Source organism: Kitasatospora sp. NPDC004614 (assembly GCF_042873675.1).
In the GTDB taxonomy this organism is placed as follows: Bacteria; Actinomycetota; Actinomycetes; order Streptomycetales; family Streptomycetaceae; genus Kitasatospora.
This window is the reverse complement of the sequence record NZ_JBIALR010000013.1, coordinates 165,730-181,198: the sequence shown is the minus strand read 5'-3', so window position 1 is coordinate 181,198 and position 15,469 is coordinate 165,730. Positions and strand designations below refer to the sequence as shown.

Sequence of the window (15,469 nt, the reverse complement as noted above, 5' to 3'; positions counted from 1 at the left end):
GGCAGATCACCCGACAACCCGGGGCCACCCTACGCAGCACAAATCCGCCTCCGGCGGCCGGAGCCGGGGGAAACGCCGAGGGGCGGGGCGGCGCTGGGGCAGGGCGGCGGAAATGCCGCCGGGGAGGGCGCGACCTGGCGGTCGGGCCCTCCCCGGCGGGTGGGGTGGTGCGGTGTTACTTCTCCACGGCCTTGCGGGTCCGGCGCGGGGCCGGGATCTCCTCGGTCGTGGCCTTCTTGACGGCGCGCTTGCGCGGGGCCGGCGCGGCTTCCTCGGTCGCGACCTCGGCAGCGACGGCCTTCTTGGTGGCGCGCTTGCGGGGAGCCGGGGCGGCTTCCTCGGCGACGGCCTCGACAGCGGCGGCAGCCTTCTTGGTCGTCCGCTTGCGCGGCGCCGGGATCTCCTCCGCCGCGGTCTCGACGGCGGCGACGGCCTTCTTGGTGGTCCGCTTGCGGGGAGCCGGGGCGGCTTCCTCGGCGACGACCTCGACAGCGGCGGCAGCCTTCTTGGTGGCGCGCTTGCGCGGAGCCGGAGCGGCCTCCTCGGTCACGGCCTCGACGGCGGCGGCAGCCTTCTTGGTCGTCCGCTTGCGGGGAGCCGGAGCGGCTTCCTCAGCGACGACCTCGACAGCGGCGGCAGCCTTCTTGGTCGCGCGCTTGCGCGGAGCCGGGGCCTCGACGGTCTCCTCGACCACCGGCGCGGCCGCGGCCTTGCGGGTGCGCTTGCGCGGGGTCTCGGCGACCGGCTCCGCGACGACCGCCGGGGCGACCGTCTCGACGACGACCTCGGCGACCGTCTCGACGACCGGCGCGGCAGCCTTGCGGGTGCGCTTGCGCGGGGTGCGGGCGGCGGGGGTCTCGGCGACCGGCTCCGCGACGACCGCGGGGGCAGCCGTCTCGACGACGACCTCGGCGACCGTCTCGACCACGGCCGGCGCGGCGGCCGCGGAGTTGCGACGGTTGCGGTTGCGGCGACGCGAGCTGCGGCCCTCACCGGGTGCGGCCGGAGCGGCGGTGGGCTGCTCGGCGGTGGTCACCTCGGGGGTGGCCGGAGCGTCGGCGACGGAGCTGCCGCCGCGGGTGCGGCGTCGCTCGCGGCTGCGACGGGACGGACGCTCGGCGGGAGCCGGGGTCTCGGGGGCGGCAGCGCCCCGTCCACCGCGGCCGCCACCGTTGCGGCCCGCGGCGCGCTGGCCGCGGCCGCCGGTCTCGCCGAGGTCCTCGACCTCTTCGGCGGCGAGGCCGGCCCGGGTGCGCTCGGAGCGGGGCAGGATGCCCTTGGTGCCGGGCGCGATGCGGAGCAGCTCGTACAGGTGCGGGGAGGTGGAGTAGGTCTCCTCCGGGTCGTTGAACGGCAGGTCCAGCGCCTTGTTGATGAGCTGCCAGCGCGGGATGTCGTCCCAGTCGACCAGGGTGACGGCGGTGCCCGAGGCGCCGGCCCGGCCGGTGCGGCCGATCCGGTGCAGGTAGGTCTTCTCGTCGTCGGTGCACTGGTAGTTGATGACGTGGGTGACGCCTTCGACGTCGATGCCGCGGGCGGCGACGTCGGTGCAGACCAGGACGTCGACCTTGCCGTTGCGGAAGGCGCGCAGCGCCTGCTCGCGGGCGCCCTGGCCGAGGTCGCCGTGGACCGCGCCGGCCGCGAAGCCGCGCTTGGTGAGCTGGTCGGCGACGTCGGCGGCGGTGCGCTTGGTGCGGCAGAAGATCATCGCCAGGCCGCGGCCGTCGGCCTGCAGGATCCGGGAGACCATCTCGACCTTGTCGAGCGAGTGCGCACGGAAGATGTGCTGCTCGATGTTGGCGACGGTGGTGCCGGTGTCGTCCGGTGCGGCGGCCCGGATGTGGGTGGGCTGGCTCATGTACCGGCGGGCCAGCGAGATGACCTGGCCGGGCATGGTGGCGGAGAAGAGCAGGGTCTGCCGCTTGGCGGGCAGCATGGTGATGATCTTCTCGACGTCGGGCAGGAAGCCGAGGTCGAGCATCTCGTCGGCCTCGTCCAGCACCAGCGCGCGGACCTGGGACAGGTCGAGCTTGCGCTGGCCGGCCAGGTCGAGCAGGCGGCCGGGGGTGCCGACGACGATGTCGACGCCCTTCTTCAGGGCCTCGACCTGCGGCTCGTAGGCGCGGCCGCCGTACACGGCGAGGACGCGGACGTTGCGGACCTTGCCGGCGGTCTGCAGGTCGTTGGTGACCTGGGTGCACAGCTCGCGGGTGGGGACCACGATGAGCGCCTGCGGGCTGTCGGTGAGCTGCTCGGTGGTGGCCCGGCCGGCGGCGACGTCGGCCTTGACCACGACCCGCTCGATCAGCGGGAGGCCGAAGCCGAGGGTCTTGCCGGTGCCGGTCTTGGCCTGGCCGATGACGTCGTGGCCGGTCAGCGCGACCGGCAGGGTCATCTCCTGGATCGGGAAGGGGTGGACGATGCCGACGGCCTCCAGGGCCTCGGCGGTCTCCGGGAGGATCCCGAGTTCCCGGAAGGTCGTCTTGATGGGTTCGGCGGTGCTGGACAGGGTGCTGCCTCTTCCGTGTGGAGGGGCCGAGTTCGAGCGCGTCCTGCCGTGCCCGCGCTGCCCGGTGAGGGGCGCGTCGGGCGGGCGGCGCGGGGGAGGGCGTCCCGTTGACGGGGGCGTGCGGCCCGGCGCGTCCTGGCGCGGTCCGCGGCGGCCCTCGCTCGGCCTGATGCGGTGCCTGGGCCCGAGGCTCGGGCCAGGTCGGAGCCGATCGGGTCTCCGACCGGGCATCCGCGTACGTGAGCGCCGGGAGCGGTGCACCGGGCGGCGGAAACGCCACCGGGTACGACTGCGCGGCCTGCCGATGAACGGACGGGCCGCGCGGGTTCACACCTGGCCTCACTACCTACCATACAGTCAAGCGACGACTCGAACACGTGACGGCGAATACTCCGACCGGCCGCGCCGGGGTGGCGGGACGGCTGCGGGCGGTCCCCGGACCTGTCGGGACCACTAAGGTCAGGTGCCATGGAGACTCAGGAACCCGGTGACGGGATCACCGACTCGATCGGGCCCTGGACGGCCCGGGCCGCCGACCCGCAGTACCGCGCGGCGGTGCTCGACCTGCTGGGCGCGCTCGCGTACGGCGAGCTGAGCGCCTTCGAGCGGCTCGCCGAGGACGCCAAGTTCGCGCCCGGCATCGCGGAGAAGGCCGCGCTGGCCCGGATGGCCTCCGCCGAGTTCCAGCACTACCAGCTGCTGCACGACCGGCTGGCCGAGGTGGGCGCCGACCCGGTCGCGGTGATGGAGCCGTTCGTCGAGCCGCTGGAGGCCTTCCACCGGATGACCGCCCCGTCCGACTGGCTGGAGGGCCTGGTCAAGGCGTACGTCGGTGACGCCATCGCGACCGACTTCTACCGCGAGGTGGCGGTCCGGCTGGACGACGACACCCGGGACCTGGTGCTGCGCGTGATGGCCGACACCGGGCACGGCGAGTTCGCGGTGGACCGGGTGCGGCAGGCGATCGAGGAGGACCCGCGGGTCGGCGGGCGGCTCGCGCTGTGGGGCCGGCGACTGATGGGCGAGGCGCTCAGCCAGGCGCAGCGGGTGGTCGCCGAGCGGGACGCGCTGTCGAACCTGCTGGTCGGCGGCGCGCACGTGCGCGGCTTCGACCTGGTCGAGGTCGGCAAGATGTTCAACCGGATCACCGAGGCCCACACCAAGCGGATGGCCGCGCTCGGGCTGGCCTCCTGAGCGGTGGTCAGGCGTGCCGGTGCCGGCCGCCGCGCCGGCGCCGGTCCGCGAGGTCCGGCCGGGCCGGCACCGACACCAGCAGCACCGCCACCAGGACGGACACCGCCAGCTGCACCGCCGGGACGTGCCCGTCCATCACGTAGTGGGTGAGCCGCCCGGCCAGCACGGCGGACACCAGGGCGGTGCCGACCGGCAGGGCGCGCGACCCGGGGAACAGCTCGGGCCGGACCAGTAGGGCGCCGAACCCGACGGCGAGGCCGATCAGGACGAACGCGGTCGTCTCCCACACGGCTGCCTCCCGGGGTTGTGCGGCGCTGCGGCACCCACCGCCTACCCGCCCGGGGCCGCCGGTACACAGCACGGCGCCCCGTCCCCCCAGGTGGGGGAACGGGGCGCCGGTGAACGCAGACTCAGAGCGTGCCGAAGCCGACCTTGCGGACGGACGGCTCGCCGATCTCGACATAGGCGAGGCGGTCCGCCGGGACCATCACCTTGCGGCCGTGCTCGTCGGACAGGGTGAGCAGCTTAGCGCTGCCGTCCAGGGCCTTGGCGACCGCTTCCGTGACCTCTTCGGCAGATTGCGCGCTCTCCAGGACGATCTCCCGGTTCGCGTTCTGCACGCCGATCTTGACCTCCACGGCTTCCGTCCCTCCGGTAGCTGGCCGCGCGCGCTCGAACCGCATTTCGCGGGCGGCGCGCCGTACGGGCTTCACCTTAAGGCAGCGGAGCGGCTCGGAGGCGAACGTCCCGGGTCGGTCCGCTCAGGGCCGAATCGGCGCTCACTCGCCGCCGGCGCCGGAGCCCTCCAAGGCGGGGTGCATCGGGAAGCCCTTCAGACCGCGCCAGGCCAGGCTGGCGACCAGCCGGATCGCCTCGTCGCGCGGGATCTCGGACTCCTGGGACAGCCAGTACCGGGCGGTGATCTGGGCCATGCCACAGACACCGACCGCGAGCAGCTTGGCCTCCGCCTCCGGCAGGTCGGTGTCCTCGGCGATCACCTTGGAGACCAGGGTGGCGCTCAGGTCGGTGGCCCGCTCGACCCGGTCGCGCACGGCCGGCTCGTTGGTCAGGTCCGACTCGAAGACCAGCCGGAACGCGCCGGACTCGCTGGAGATGTAGTGGAAGTACGCCTCCATGGTGGCGGCGACGCGCTGCTTGTTGTCGTTGGTCGCCTCCAGCGCCGCCCGGGTGCCGTCCACCAGGGCGTCGCAGTGCTTGTCCAGCAGCGCGAGGTAGAGCTCCAGCTTTCCGGGGAAGTGCTGGTACAGCACCGGCTTGCTGACGCCGGCCCGCTCGGCGATGTCGTCCATGGCGGCCGAGTGGTAGCCCTGGGCGACGAACACCTCCTGGGCGGCTCCGAGCAGTTGTTCACGGCGGGCGCTTCGCGGCAGGCGGGCACCGCGCGGGCGCTCCTGCGCCTCCTGGATGGCCGTCACGGCGCTCCTCACTTCACGGTCTGCGATGGCTGGCAAGGTGTTGATTCTACTTTTCGGTAACCCGCTCGTGCGCGGGTGAAGCCGAGTAAAGCGCACCACCGCCCTTGTCGGGAGCCCACAATACGGCCCGGACCAGGGGTGTCCACAGGTCCGAACGGGCCCGGGAACGGGTCGGGACGGGCCGAATCGCACCGGTGGCGAGCCGTCCTCACTACCATCGTGCTCCATGAGCGCCGCCCAGCACCCTCCCGCCGCCCTGGAGCCCTACCGCACCGTCGAGGTGCCCGGAGCGGAAGTGGCCGTCAGCCGCCATACCGAACCCCGCGACGGACTCCCGCCCGCCCTGTTCGTGCACGGGCTCGGCGGCTCCGGCGACAACTGGCTGGAGCTGCTCGACCAGCTCTCCGACGACGTCGACGGCGAAGCGGTCGACCTGCCCGGCTTCGGCTGGTCCGCGCCGCCGCTGGACGGGAACCTGAGCGTCTCCGGACACGTCCGCGCCGTCATCGGCTACCTCGAGGAGACCGGCCGCGGACCGGTCCACCTGTTCGGCAACTCGCTCGGCGGCGCGGTCTCCGTCCGGCTCGCCGCGCTCCGGCCCGACCTGGTGCGCAGCCTCACCCTGATCTCCCCGGCACTGCCCGAACTGCCCCCGCAGCGCACCGCCTGGCCCACCGGGCTGCTGGCCGTCCCCGGCGTCGCCGAACTGATCCGCCGCCGCAACGCCGGCAGCGACCCGGAGAGCGTCACCGCCGAACTGCTGCGGCTGGTCTACGGCGACCCCGACGGCATCCCCGCGCACCGCCGGGCCCGCGCCGTCGCCGAGTACCGGCGCCGCACCGCGCTGCCGTACGGGCTGCACGCGATGGCCGGGTCCGCGCGCGGCATCGTCAGCGCCTACACCGAGCGCGGCGAGCAGTCGCTGTGGCGGCAGGCCCGGCAGGTCGAGGTGCCGGTGCTGCTGGTGTACGGGCTGAAGGACAAGCTGGTCTCCTACCGCTCCGCCCGGCGGGCCTGCGCCGCGTTCCGGGACGCCCGGCTGCTGGTGCTCCCCGAGTCCGGGCACGTGGCGATGCTGGAGCACCCCGAGCCGGTGGCCCGCGCGGTGCGCGAACTGCTCGCGGAGGTCGACGCCGGGCGCTGAGTACCTCGGGCGCTGAGCACCCCGGGCGCTGAGTACACCGGGCATTGCGGGCGAGAACGCAGCTGAGGCGCGTGAGGTCACGGCCGTTCACTCGATCAGGTGGCAAGCCGGGCCGGGCCCCCAAGGGGTCCGGCCCGGCGCTCTACCGTCGTGTTGTCGGACCGAACAGGTGTGGGGGGCGAGACGGCGACGCCGGTGGACGCGGGGAGCGGACGCCGGCCGGACGGCCGTCGAGCACGGACGCACTTCCTGTGTCGTAGGGCCGGAACCCCGTCGAAACGCTCTTGCTCAGGAGGCGTCGTGCGCATAGCTCTGCTCACCGAGGGCAGTCACACCAACGCGCAGCGTGGTGGAGGAGGCTGGTGCGGCCGGCTGGTCGGCGGCCTGCCCGAGCACGAGTTCCGGCTCTACCGGCTGCTCCCCGGTGACGGGCCCGCCCTGCCCACCGGGGTGCGCGGCCTGCACGGCGTCCACGAACTGCCCATCTGGGGCCGCCGCCCGGCCGGCCGCGGGCCCACCGCGCTGCGCCGCCGCGGCTACCTCCGGGCGTACGAGGAACTGGTCCGCGCACTGGTGATGCCCGGCGAGCGGGCCGGGTTCGGGCCCGCGCTGTACCGGCTGGCCGCGCTCGGACGGGAGGACGACGCGCTGCCCGCGTTCCTCGCCTCCGGCCACGCGCACCGTGCGCTGGAGCGGATCTGGCGGATGCCCGGCGCCGACACCGCGGGCGGCGGGCCGCAGGTCTGCGACGTGCTGGTCGCCGCCGACCTGCTCGAACAGTGCCTGCGGCCACTGTCCGCGCCCTGGTACGGCACCGGACCGGCCGGGCTCGGCGGCGCCGACCTGTGCCACGTGGTCGGCGGCGGCCCGGCCGCGCTGCCCGCGCTGGTCGCCCGCGAACTGCACGGCGTCCCGTTCGTCGTCACCGAGCACGGCCTGCACCTGCGCGAGCAGTACCGCGGCTACCGCTCGGCCCCCTACCGCTGGCCGGTGCGCGCTCTGCTGCTGTCGTTCTTCCGGCAGCTCACCGAGGAGACCTACCGGCAGGCCGCCGTGCTCACCCCCGGCAGCGACTACGACCGGCAGTGGCAGCGGCACTGCGGCGGCGACCCCGTCCGGACCCGGATCGTCCACGAGGGCACCCCCGCCACCGGGCGGGACGCCGCCGGGGCCGAACCCGAGGTGCCCACCCTGGTCTGGGCCGGCGCGCTGGAGCCCGGCCGCGACCCCGAACTGATGCTGCACGCCTTCGCGCAGGTCCGCGCCGAACTGCCCGAGGCCCGGCTGCGGATGTACGGCGAGGAGGGCGCGCCCGGCTACCTGGCGCACTGCGAGGCGATCGCCGATCGGCTCGGCATCGCCGGGGCCGTCGAGTTCGCCGGACGGCCGGAGAGTCTGGCCGCGGCCTGGGAGTCGGGCAGCGTCGTGGTGTTCAGCGCGCTCGCCCAGTGCAGCCCCCGGTTGCTCGCCGATGCCATGCTCAGCGGCCGCGCCGTGGTCGCGACCGAGGTCGGGGTGGCCGGCGAGGTGCTTGGGGCCGGGCTGCTGGTGCCGCCGCGCAGCCCGCGTGCCCTCGCCGGGGCCTGCCTGGCGCTGCTGCGCGACCGGGAGCGGCGCTCCCGGCTGGGTCTGGCCGGTCGGCTGCGGGCGCAGGAGCGCTTCGGCGTGGAGCCCGTGGTCGGCGCGTTCCGCGAGATCTACCTCGAACTGGTCTCCCGCTACCCGGCCTTCCCGGCCGGGCCCGGCACCCTGGCGCGGCCGTTCGCCCGCCCCGCCGAGTACTGGGTGGCCGCCGGCGGGACACCGCTGCCCGCGCTCGCGGAGGCGGTGTGACCACGTCGCCATCAGCGGATCCCGTCCGCGAACTCCTGGATGCCAACCGCGAGTTGTGCGAGCGCGCGGTGGACCCGCTGGAGATCGCCGCCGCCCTGGAGGACTCCGGCCTGGCCGCCGACGGCGCCGCCCGTTACCGGCACGCCGACGTCTTCGGCCTCGCCGAGGAGCTGTACGCCCGGGTGCCGCGCCGCCCGCCCGCGCCCGAACCGCTGCCGGTGGCCCCGGCCCGGCTGCCCGCCGCGCTGTGCGGCGCCGCCGTCCAGCTGCTGCCGCTGCTGCCGGCCGCCGCGCTCGGCGGGGTGGCGGGCGGGGTGCTGGCCGTGCTGGTCGGCGCGGGCGGGCACGCGCTGGTCGCCGACCGGCGCGGAAGCGTGCCGGGGCCGGTCGCCGGGTGGCAGCCGGACGACGGGCTGCTCGACGACCCGGCGCAGGCCGGACCCGGGCCGTCCGGATGGTGGACCGGCCAGTGCGCGCAGCAGTCCGCGCTCGGCGAGGGCGCCGGCAGCGGACTGCTGCTCGCCCTGCTCTGCGCCGCCGACCCCGGCGCGGCGCTCGTGGTCGCGCTCGGCGGTGCGGTCGCCGGGTGGGGTGCGGCCCGGGTGCGCCGGTTCGGGCAGCGGCAGACGGGGGTCGCCACGCTGCGGGAGTTCCGCTCCCGGCTGCGGCCCGTGCTGCCGCTGGCCGTACTGGCGCAGCTGGCCGTGCTCGCCGTGCTGGGCCGGGTGACGGTCGGGGGCCGGTCCGGCACCGTGCAGGCCGCGCTGCTGGTGTGCGGCGTGCTGCCGCTGCTGGCCGGCGTGGTGCGCGGCGCGGGGCGGCCCGGCACCGCCGCGATCGCGGTGCTGACCGCCGCGGTCGGCGCCGCCGTCCTCTCGCTGCCCGGCCCCGCGCACTGGCTCGGGGCGCCGCCGTCGGGCCCGGTGCTGGCCGCCGCGCTCGGCCCGGCCGTGCTGCTGGCCGGGCACGCCTGGCCGCTCACCACCCGGCCGGGCGCGTACTCCGACTTGTCGATCAGATCTCGTTGCCCGGCCGGTGCCGGGCCTGATGGAAGGACTTGGGCCCGATGAGGGTGCTGCTGCTGGGAGCCGACGGGTTCATCGGCCGGCGGGTCGCCGACCGGCTGCTGGCGGAGGAGGGGCTCCAGGTGACCGTGCTGGGCCGGAGCGATTCCGCCGACATCAGGTTCGACCTGGCCTCGGGGAGTCCGGGCGCGCTGGCCCGGTTCCTGGACGCGGTCGCCCCGCAGGTGGTGATCAACTGCGCGGGGGCGACCTACGGGACGTCCCGGGCGCTGATCCGGGCGAACACGCTGGCGGTGGCCACGGTCTGCGAGGCGATCCGGCGCAGCCGGGAGCCCGCCCGGCTGGTGCACGTCGGGTCGGCCGCGGAGTACGGTCCGGCCCAGCCGGGCGGGCCGATCCCGGAGGGCGCGGAGCCGCGTCCGGTCGGGCCGTACGGGGTGTCGAAGCTGGCGGGCACCGAGCTGGTGCTGAGCTCGGGCCTGGACGCGCTGGTGCTGCGGGTGTTCGACGTGGTCGGCCCGGGGTCCCCGACGGCCTCGCTGTTCGGGCGGCTGGCGGAGGGCCTGCGGCGGGCGCTGGAGCAGGACGAGGCCCAGGTGCGGATGCCGGACCTGTCCGGCTACCGGGATTTCGTGGACGTCCGGGACGTGGCGCGGGCGATCCAGGCGGCGGCGGTGTCCGCGGCCACCGGGGTGATCAACATCGGCAGCGGCCACGCGGTGCGGGCCCGGGAGGCGGCACACCTGCTGGTCAGGGCGTCCGGTTTCGAGGGGACGATCAGCGAGGACGCCCGCCAGGTGGTGCTGCCCGCGCAGCAGACGGCCGCGGAGGGCGTCCGGGCGGCCGAGGCGCGGGCGGCCGCCGAGCCGGTGCACTGGCGGCAGGCGGACGTCCGGACCGCCCGGGACCGTCTCGGATGGCGGACACAGGTGCCGCTGGAGGAGTCGCTCGGGGACGTCTGGTTGGAGACCGCCTGCCGGGTCTGATCCGGTTGGGCGCGGCTTGACCAGGGGGTTCGGCGCGGGGTGCGAAGTCTCGCCATCCGGCGCCGGCCATCTCAGCAAATGGACCTGCTGTCTTGGAATACCCCCGGCGCGTGACACTGTTGGCGTAGTCGAACGAGAAACTGACGACCATCGGAGTCCCCGTGTCGCTGCCACCCCTGGTCGAGCCGGCCGCCGAGCTCACTGTCGAAGAGGTCCGCCGGTACTCCCGCCACCTGATCATCCCCGATGTGGGTATGGACGGGCAGAAGCGGCTCAAGAACGCCAAGGTGCTCTGTGTCGGCGCCGGCGGCCTCGGCTCGCCGGCCCTGATGTACATGGCCGCCGCCGGTGTCGGCACGCTCGGCATCGTCGAGTTCGACACCGTCGACGAGTCGAACCTGCAGCGCCAGATCATCCACGGCCAGTCCGACATCGGCCGTTCCAAGGCCGAGTCCGCGCGCGACTCCGTCAAGGAGATCAACCCGCTGGTCAACGTGGTGCTGCACGAGGAGCGCCTCGACAACGACAACGTGATGGAGATCTTCTCCGGCTACGACCTGATCGTCGACGGCACCGACAACTTCGCCACCCGGTACCTGGTGAACGACGCCGCGGTGCTGCTCGGCAAGCCGTACGTGTGGGGCTCCATCTACCGCTTCGACGGCCAGGCCAGCGTCTTCTGGGCCGAGCACGGCCCGTGCTACCGCTGCCTCTACCCGGAGGCCCCGCCGCCGGGCATGGTCCCGTCCTGCGCCGAGGGCGGCGTGCTCGGTGTGCTGTGCGCCTCGATCGGCTCGATCCAGGTCAACGAGGCGATCAAGCTGCTGGCCGGCATCGGCGAGCCGCTGGTCGGCCGACTGATGATCTACGACGCCCTGGAGATGCAGTACCGCTCGGTGAAGGTCCGCAAGGACCCCAACTGCGCGGTCTGCGGCGAGAACCCGACCGTCACCGAGCTGATCGACTACGAGTCGTTCTGCGGTGTCGTCTCGGAGGAGGCCTCGGCCGCCGCGATCGGCTCCACGATCACCTCCAAGCAGCTCAAGGAGTGGATCGACAACGGCGAGGACATCGACATCATCGACGTCCGCGAGGTCAACGAGTACGAGATCGTCAGCATCCCGGGCGCCCGTCTGATCCCGAAGAACGAGTTCCTGATGGGCAACGCCCTGCAGGACCTGCCGCAGGACAAGCGGATCGTGCTGCACTGCAAGACCGGTATCCGTTCGGCCGAGGTGCTCGCCGTGCTCAAGGCCGCGGGCTTCGCGGACGCGGTGCACCTGGGTGGCGGCGTGATCGGCTGGGTCAACCAGATCGAGCCGGAGAAGCCCGTCTACTGACGCCACGCCCCGCGCTGACGCGCAGTCATCGAGCCGCCCGACCAGGGGAATTCCCCCGGTCGGGCGGTTTTGCGTGACCATGGGTGCGGAACAGCACCCCTGCGCCGGCCGTGGCGCGGGCGTTCGAGTTCGAGGGAGCGGGGGAGTCCGATGGGCAAGCATGTGGTGGTCGGGGCCGGGCCGGTCGGTTCGGCCACCGCGCGGCTGCTCGCCGAGCGCGGCGAGGAGGTCGTGGTGGTCACCCGCACCGGCGCCTCCGCCGCCCCGCTGGAGGGCGTGCGCCGCCTGCAACTGGACGCGTCCGACCCGCAGGCGCTCGGCTCCGCCGCCGAGGGCGCCGCGGTCCTCTACAACTGCGCCAACCCGCCGTACCACCGCTGGCCCGAGGTGTGGCCGCCGCTCGCCGCGTCGCTGCTCGCCACCGCCGAGCACGGCGGCGCGGTGCTGGCCACCGTCTCCAACCTGTACGGCTACGGCGCGGTGGACGGGCCGATGAGCCCCGACACGCCCCTGCGGCCGGTCTCCACCAAGGGCGAGGTGCGGGCCACGATGTGGCGCGACGCGCTGGCCGCGCACCAGGCCGGGCGGGTCCGGGTCACCGAGGTGCGCGGCTCCGACTACCTGGCCGCGAACGCGGTCGGCGCGCTCGACGACCGGGCGTTCTCCCGCGCCCTGGCCGGCCGCACCGTCCAGGTCCTCGGCGACCCGGACGCGCCCCACAGCTGGACGGACCCGCAGGACGTCGCCCGCCTGCTGGCCACCGTCGCCGCCGACGAGCGCGCCTGGGGCCGGGCCTGGCACGTGCCGAGCAACGCGCCGCGCAGCCAGCGGCAGGTGGTCGCCGAGCTGTGCGCCGCCGCCGGGCGGCCCGCCGCGAAGGTCACCGGCATCCCCCGCCCGGTGCTCGTCCTGCTCGGCCTGGCCGACCCGACGATCCGCGCCGCCCGGGAGACCGCCTACCAGTTCGAGCGCCCGTTCGTGATCGACGACAGCGCCACCCGCGAGACCTTCGGGCTGGCGCCGACGGCCTGGGAGGAGATGCTCGCCGGGATCGTCGCCGTGTACCCGAAGGGCTAGAGCGCACTCCTGCGCTGGAGGACGTTGTAGGCGATCCAGCCCGGGAGGACGGGGAGCCAGAAGGTCAGCAGGCGGTACAGGAACACCGCCGGGGTGGCCGCCGTGAGCGGGACGCCGGCCGCGGTCAGCGCACCGATCAGGGCGATCTCGACCGGGCCGATGCCGCCCGGGGTGGGGATCGCCGAACCGGCCGCGTTCGCGGTCAGGAACACCACGGCGACGGCCGAGTAGGTGACGTGCCCGCCGCCGCCGAACGCCTGCACCGAGGCGTCCAGGCAGGCGGTGAAGGACAGCGTCAGCAGCAGGATGCCGCCGAAGCCGGTGACCAGCTTGCGCGGGGTCTGCATCAGGTCGAGCATCCGCGGGATCACGCCGAAGAACAGCGAGCGGACCCGGGTCACCACGAACCGGCGCAGCGGGGCGACCGCGGCCACCACCAGGGCGAGCACCGCGGCGGACAGCACCCCGATGATCACCGCCCGGGAGGCGCCCAGGTCCCCGTTGGTCTGGGTGCCGGTGATCAGGCCGAAGGCGAACAGCAGCAGCAGGTGGCCGCCGAGCCCGGCCAGCTGGGAGGCGCCCACCGAGGCGGCGGCCTGCACCGGCCGGATCCCGGCCTTCTGCAGGTAGCGGGTGTTCAGCGCGATGCCGCCGACCGCCGCAGGCGCGACCAGCTTCACGAACGACCCCGCGACCTGCGCCGCGACCGTCCGGCCGAACGGCAGCTTCTCCGGGACGAAACCGGTCAGGCTCATCGCCGCGGCGACGTACGAGGCGGCCGCGGCGGCCAGCGCGGCCGCCGCCCAGGCCCAGTTCATCTGGGAGACCTTGAACTGGTCCGGCCGGATCGTGGTCAGCGCCAGGTAGGCGGCGAAGGTCAGCGCCACCAGCATGATCAGCGTCTTCGGCTTGAGGCGTTCCAGCTTGGCCGGGGCCAGCGGCGCCTCGGGGGCGATCTGCAGGATCTGCCCGCGCAGCTTGGACAGCAGGTCCTCGTTGGCCTGCGCGATGTCCTCCTCGGCCTGCTGCTGGGTGCGTTCGCCCGACGCGACCTGCTTGAGCGCCAGCGCCTTCGCGGCGGCCTTCCGCTCCTTGGTCATCCGTTTCAGGTCGCCGCGGGTCTGCCGACTCAGGCCGACCGGTTGCAGCAGCGGCAGCGCCTCGGCGATCCGGGTCGGGCCGAGCGCCTCGGTGGCGGCGGCCACCGCCCGCTCCGGGCCGGTGCGCAGCGCGAAGGTGGTGAGCAGCTGGGCGATGTCGATGCGCAGCGTCAGGTCGCCGGCCGCGATGTCGCCGCCGGACAGGTTGATCAGGCAGCCGGTGCGGTCGTCCACCACCAGCAGGGACTCGCCGGTGAGCCGGCGGTGGGCGATCCGGCGCTCGTGCAGGGTGGCCACCGACGTCCAGAACGAGGTCATCACCGCGTCGGTGACCTCCTCGTCGGCGAGCTCGTCCAGGGTGCGGCCGGCCACGTTCTCGTAGACCAGGATCGCGGCGTCCGGGCCGAGCTCGGAGGTGGCGACCAGTTGCGGGGCGCGGGCCCCGGAGGCGGCGGCCGCGTACGCGATCAGCGCCTCCTGTTCGAGTGCCTGGCGCAGCGACTGCGGGCTGCGGCGGACCGCGACCGAGCGCAGCCGCAGCCGCCGCCAGGCCCGGTAGAAGAAGCCGGAGGCCTGTTGCTCGCGGTCGATGATGTGCACGTCGAGCAGCGGCCCCTGTTGTTGCACGACCAGGTAGCGGCGGGTGCCGCCGGGGCCGTCGGGGGCGGTGTGCGCGGCGGACGGGGTGAAGCCGACCTTGCGCAGGCCGATCATCAGGTGCTGCCCGGTCGGCCGGATGTTCGGCGAGCCGATCGCGTACAGCGTGCCGTACGCCACCGACCAGCCGATCAGCACGGTGAGCAGCAGCGACAGCGGGGTGGTGTAGCCGTTGACCAGTTCGGTCGCGCCGGAGAGGATCACCACGATCCACAGCGCGACCCGCCAGCGCGGCCGGCTCGACATGCCGACGGCGGTCATGTACGCGATCACCGGGGCGAGGTAGCCGTGCACCGGATCGGTGAGTTGCTCGCCGTCGCCCGGCGGGAACTGGGTCAGCGCGTTGCGGATCTCCTCGGGGGCGCTGGCCGCCACCCACCAGTCGACGCCCAGTGAGACGCCGTACGCGAGCACCGAGGCGAGCACGCCGTCGGCGACCCGCAGGCCGTCGCGTTTGATCAGCCGCTCGACCGCGAACGCCAACGGCACCGCCAGCACCGCGACCGAGGAGACCAGCGCGGCGATGGTGGACAGCAGGTCCGGGATCCGCTTGGCATTGATCGTGATGTCGCTCTCGATGCCGCTGGTGGTGGAGACCGCCACCTGCGCCAGCACGAACACCGCGACGATGCCGAGCAGCCCGGCGAGGAACCGCAGCAGGTCCGAGGGCCGGTGGGCGCGCGGCGGCAGCAGCGGTTCGTCGACCGCCAGGTACTCGCCGCCCGGCTCGCCCGCCTCGGGCTGCTCGTCGTCGGGTCGCTCGTTGTCGGGCTGCTCGTCGTCGGGTCGCTCGTTCTGTCCGTTCCCGTGCTGGTCCGGTCGCTCCGGCGGCCGGTCCGGTGTGTCCGGACGGTCCGACCCGTCGTCCGGCGGCAGCTGAGCGGCCACCGCGTCCTCCCCCGTGTGGTGCGCGTCCCGCGCCCGGTGGCGCAGGTCGACCGGTGGTGGGGCGTCCTTGCCCCGCGGGGCGGAACCGTCGGTGGCGGACTCCTCGGAGCCCTTGTCCACGTTCAATTCAGCCGTCCCGGTCATCTGGTCTTGTTTCCTCGCGTGTCGCACTGCCCCGAAGATGCTGCCATGCCCGGAACCCCGGTGCGGTCCAGGGGCGGTATCCCGCGTGCCGCATCGCTCGCACGGGGTGCTGGAAATCGACCGGATGGGGAAGAAT

The 15,469-nt window shown here is 74.2% G+C and carries 12 protein-coding genes; 7 read left to right on the top strand and 5 right to left on the bottom strand.

The window, feature by feature from the left end; translation table 11 throughout:
• Positions 1 to 175: 175 nt before the first annotated feature.
• Positions 176 to 2,395, bottom strand: coding sequence for a DEAD/DEAH box helicase (locus ACFYST_RS25160; protein ID WP_387865606.1), 2,220 nt, complete (start codon positions 2,393 to 2,395; stop codon positions 176 to 178).
• 582 nt (positions 2,396 to 2,977) lie between these two features.
• Here ACFYST_RS25160 and ACFYST_RS25155 point away from each other — a divergent pair.
• Positions 2,978 to 3,703, top strand: coding sequence for a ferritin-like fold-containing protein (locus ACFYST_RS25155; protein WP_380487407.1), 726 nt, complete (start codon positions 2,978 to 2,980; stop codon positions 3,701 to 3,703).
• A 7-nt stretch (positions 3,704 to 3,710) separates the two neighbouring features.
• Here the strand turns inward: ACFYST_RS25155 and ACFYST_RS25150 are convergent, their stop codons facing one another.
• The 3 genes from ACFYST_RS25150 to ACFYST_RS25140 form a co-directional block, all read right to left on the bottom strand.
• On the bottom strand, positions 3,711 to 3,992 hold the full coding sequence (locus ACFYST_RS25150) for a hypothetical protein (RefSeq protein WP_387865603.1): 282 nt from the start codon (positions 3,990 to 3,992) through the stop codon (positions 3,711 to 3,713).
• A 121-nt stretch (positions 3,993 to 4,113) separates the two neighbouring features.
• Entirely contained in the window at positions 4,114 to 4,341 is a 228-nt protein-coding gene (locus ACFYST_RS25145) for a DUF3107 domain-containing protein (protein WP_387637592.1), read from the bottom strand.
• 141 nt (positions 4,342 to 4,482) lie between these two features.
• Complete coding sequence (locus tag ACFYST_RS25140) at positions 4,483 to 5,139, bottom strand: TetR/AcrR family transcriptional regulator (RefSeq protein WP_387637590.1); 657 nt, start codon at positions 5,137 to 5,139, stop codon at positions 4,483 to 4,485.
• A gap of 226 nt (positions 5,140 to 5,365) precedes the next feature.
• Here ACFYST_RS25140 and ACFYST_RS25135 point away from each other — a divergent pair, with 226 nt between their 5' ends.
• From ACFYST_RS25135 to ACFYST_RS25110, 6 genes are all read left to right on the top strand, one after another.
• Positions 5,366 to 6,283, top strand: a complete 918-nt coding sequence (locus ACFYST_RS25135; RefSeq protein WP_387637587.1) for an alpha/beta fold hydrolase — start codon at positions 5,366 to 5,368, stop codon at positions 6,281 to 6,283.
• 300 nt (positions 6,284 to 6,583) lie between these two features.
• Positions 6,584 to 8,116 carry a DUF3492 domain-containing protein gene (locus ACFYST_RS25130; RefSeq protein ID WP_387865601.1) on the top strand — a complete coding sequence of 511 codons (1,533 nt, stop codon included), beginning with the start codon at positions 6,584 to 6,586 and terminating at the stop codon, positions 8,114 to 8,116.
• The gene (locus ACFYST_RS25125) at positions 8,113 to 9,186 is read left to right on the top strand and encodes a hypothetical protein (RefSeq protein WP_387637582.1); all 1,074 of its coding nucleotides are present in this window, start codon (positions 8,113 to 8,115) and stop codon (positions 9,184 to 9,186) included. The genes ACFYST_RS25130 and ACFYST_RS25125 overlap by 4 nt, the downstream gene beginning before the upstream one ends.
• The gene (locus ACFYST_RS25120; protein ID WP_387637580.1) at positions 9,183 to 10,127 is read left to right on the top strand and encodes an NAD-dependent epimerase/dehydratase family protein; all 945 of its coding nucleotides are present in this window, start codon (positions 9,183 to 9,185) and stop codon (positions 10,125 to 10,127) included. The genes ACFYST_RS25125 and ACFYST_RS25120 overlap by 4 nt, the downstream gene beginning before the upstream one ends.
• A 161-nt stretch (positions 10,128 to 10,288) precedes the next feature.
• Entirely contained in the window at positions 10,289 to 11,467 is a 1,179-nt protein-coding gene (gene moeZ, locus ACFYST_RS25115; protein WP_387865598.1) for an adenylyltransferase/sulfurtransferase MoeZ, read from the top strand.
• 150 nt (positions 11,468 to 11,617) lie between these two features.
• Entirely contained in the window at positions 11,618 to 12,544 is a 927-nt protein-coding gene (locus ACFYST_RS25110) for an NAD-dependent epimerase/dehydratase family protein (protein WP_387865596.1), read from the top strand.
• On the opposite strand, the gene ACFYST_RS25105 is transcribed toward ACFYST_RS25110, so the two are convergent.
• Positions 12,541 to 15,333: a lysylphosphatidylglycerol synthase domain-containing protein gene (locus ACFYST_RS25105; protein ID WP_387865593.1), complete on the bottom strand. Its 2,793-nt coding sequence runs from the start codon at positions 15,331 to 15,333 to the stop codon at positions 12,541 to 12,543. The genes ACFYST_RS25110 and ACFYST_RS25105 overlap by 4 nt on opposite strands.
• Between the last annotated feature and the right edge of the window lie 136 nt (positions 15,334 to 15,469).

Coding starts and splice junctions, on each gene's coding strand:
- ACFYST_RS25160 (WP_387865606.1), bottom strand. CDS start 2,395: ATGACCCTGCCGGTCGCGCTGACCGGCCACGACGTCATCGGCCAGGCC.
- ACFYST_RS25155 (WP_380487407.1), top strand. CDS start 2,978: ATGGAGACTCAGGAACCCGGTGACGGGATCACCGACTCGATCGGGCCC.
- ACFYST_RS25135 (WP_387637587.1), top strand. CDS start 5,366: ATGAGCGCCGCCCAGCACCCTCCCGCCGCCCTGGAGCCCTACCGCACC.
- ACFYST_RS25120 (WP_387637580.1), top strand. CDS start 9,183: ATGAGGGTGCTGCTGCTGGGAGCCGACGGGTTCATCGGCCGGCGGGTC.
- ACFYST_RS25110 (WP_387865596.1), top strand. CDS start 11,618: ATGGGCAAGCATGTGGTGGTCGGGGCCGGGCCGGTCGGTTCGGCCACC.
- ACFYST_RS25105 (WP_387865593.1), bottom strand. CDS start 15,333: ATGACCGGGACGGCTGAATTGAACGTGGACAAGGGCTCCGAGGAGTCC.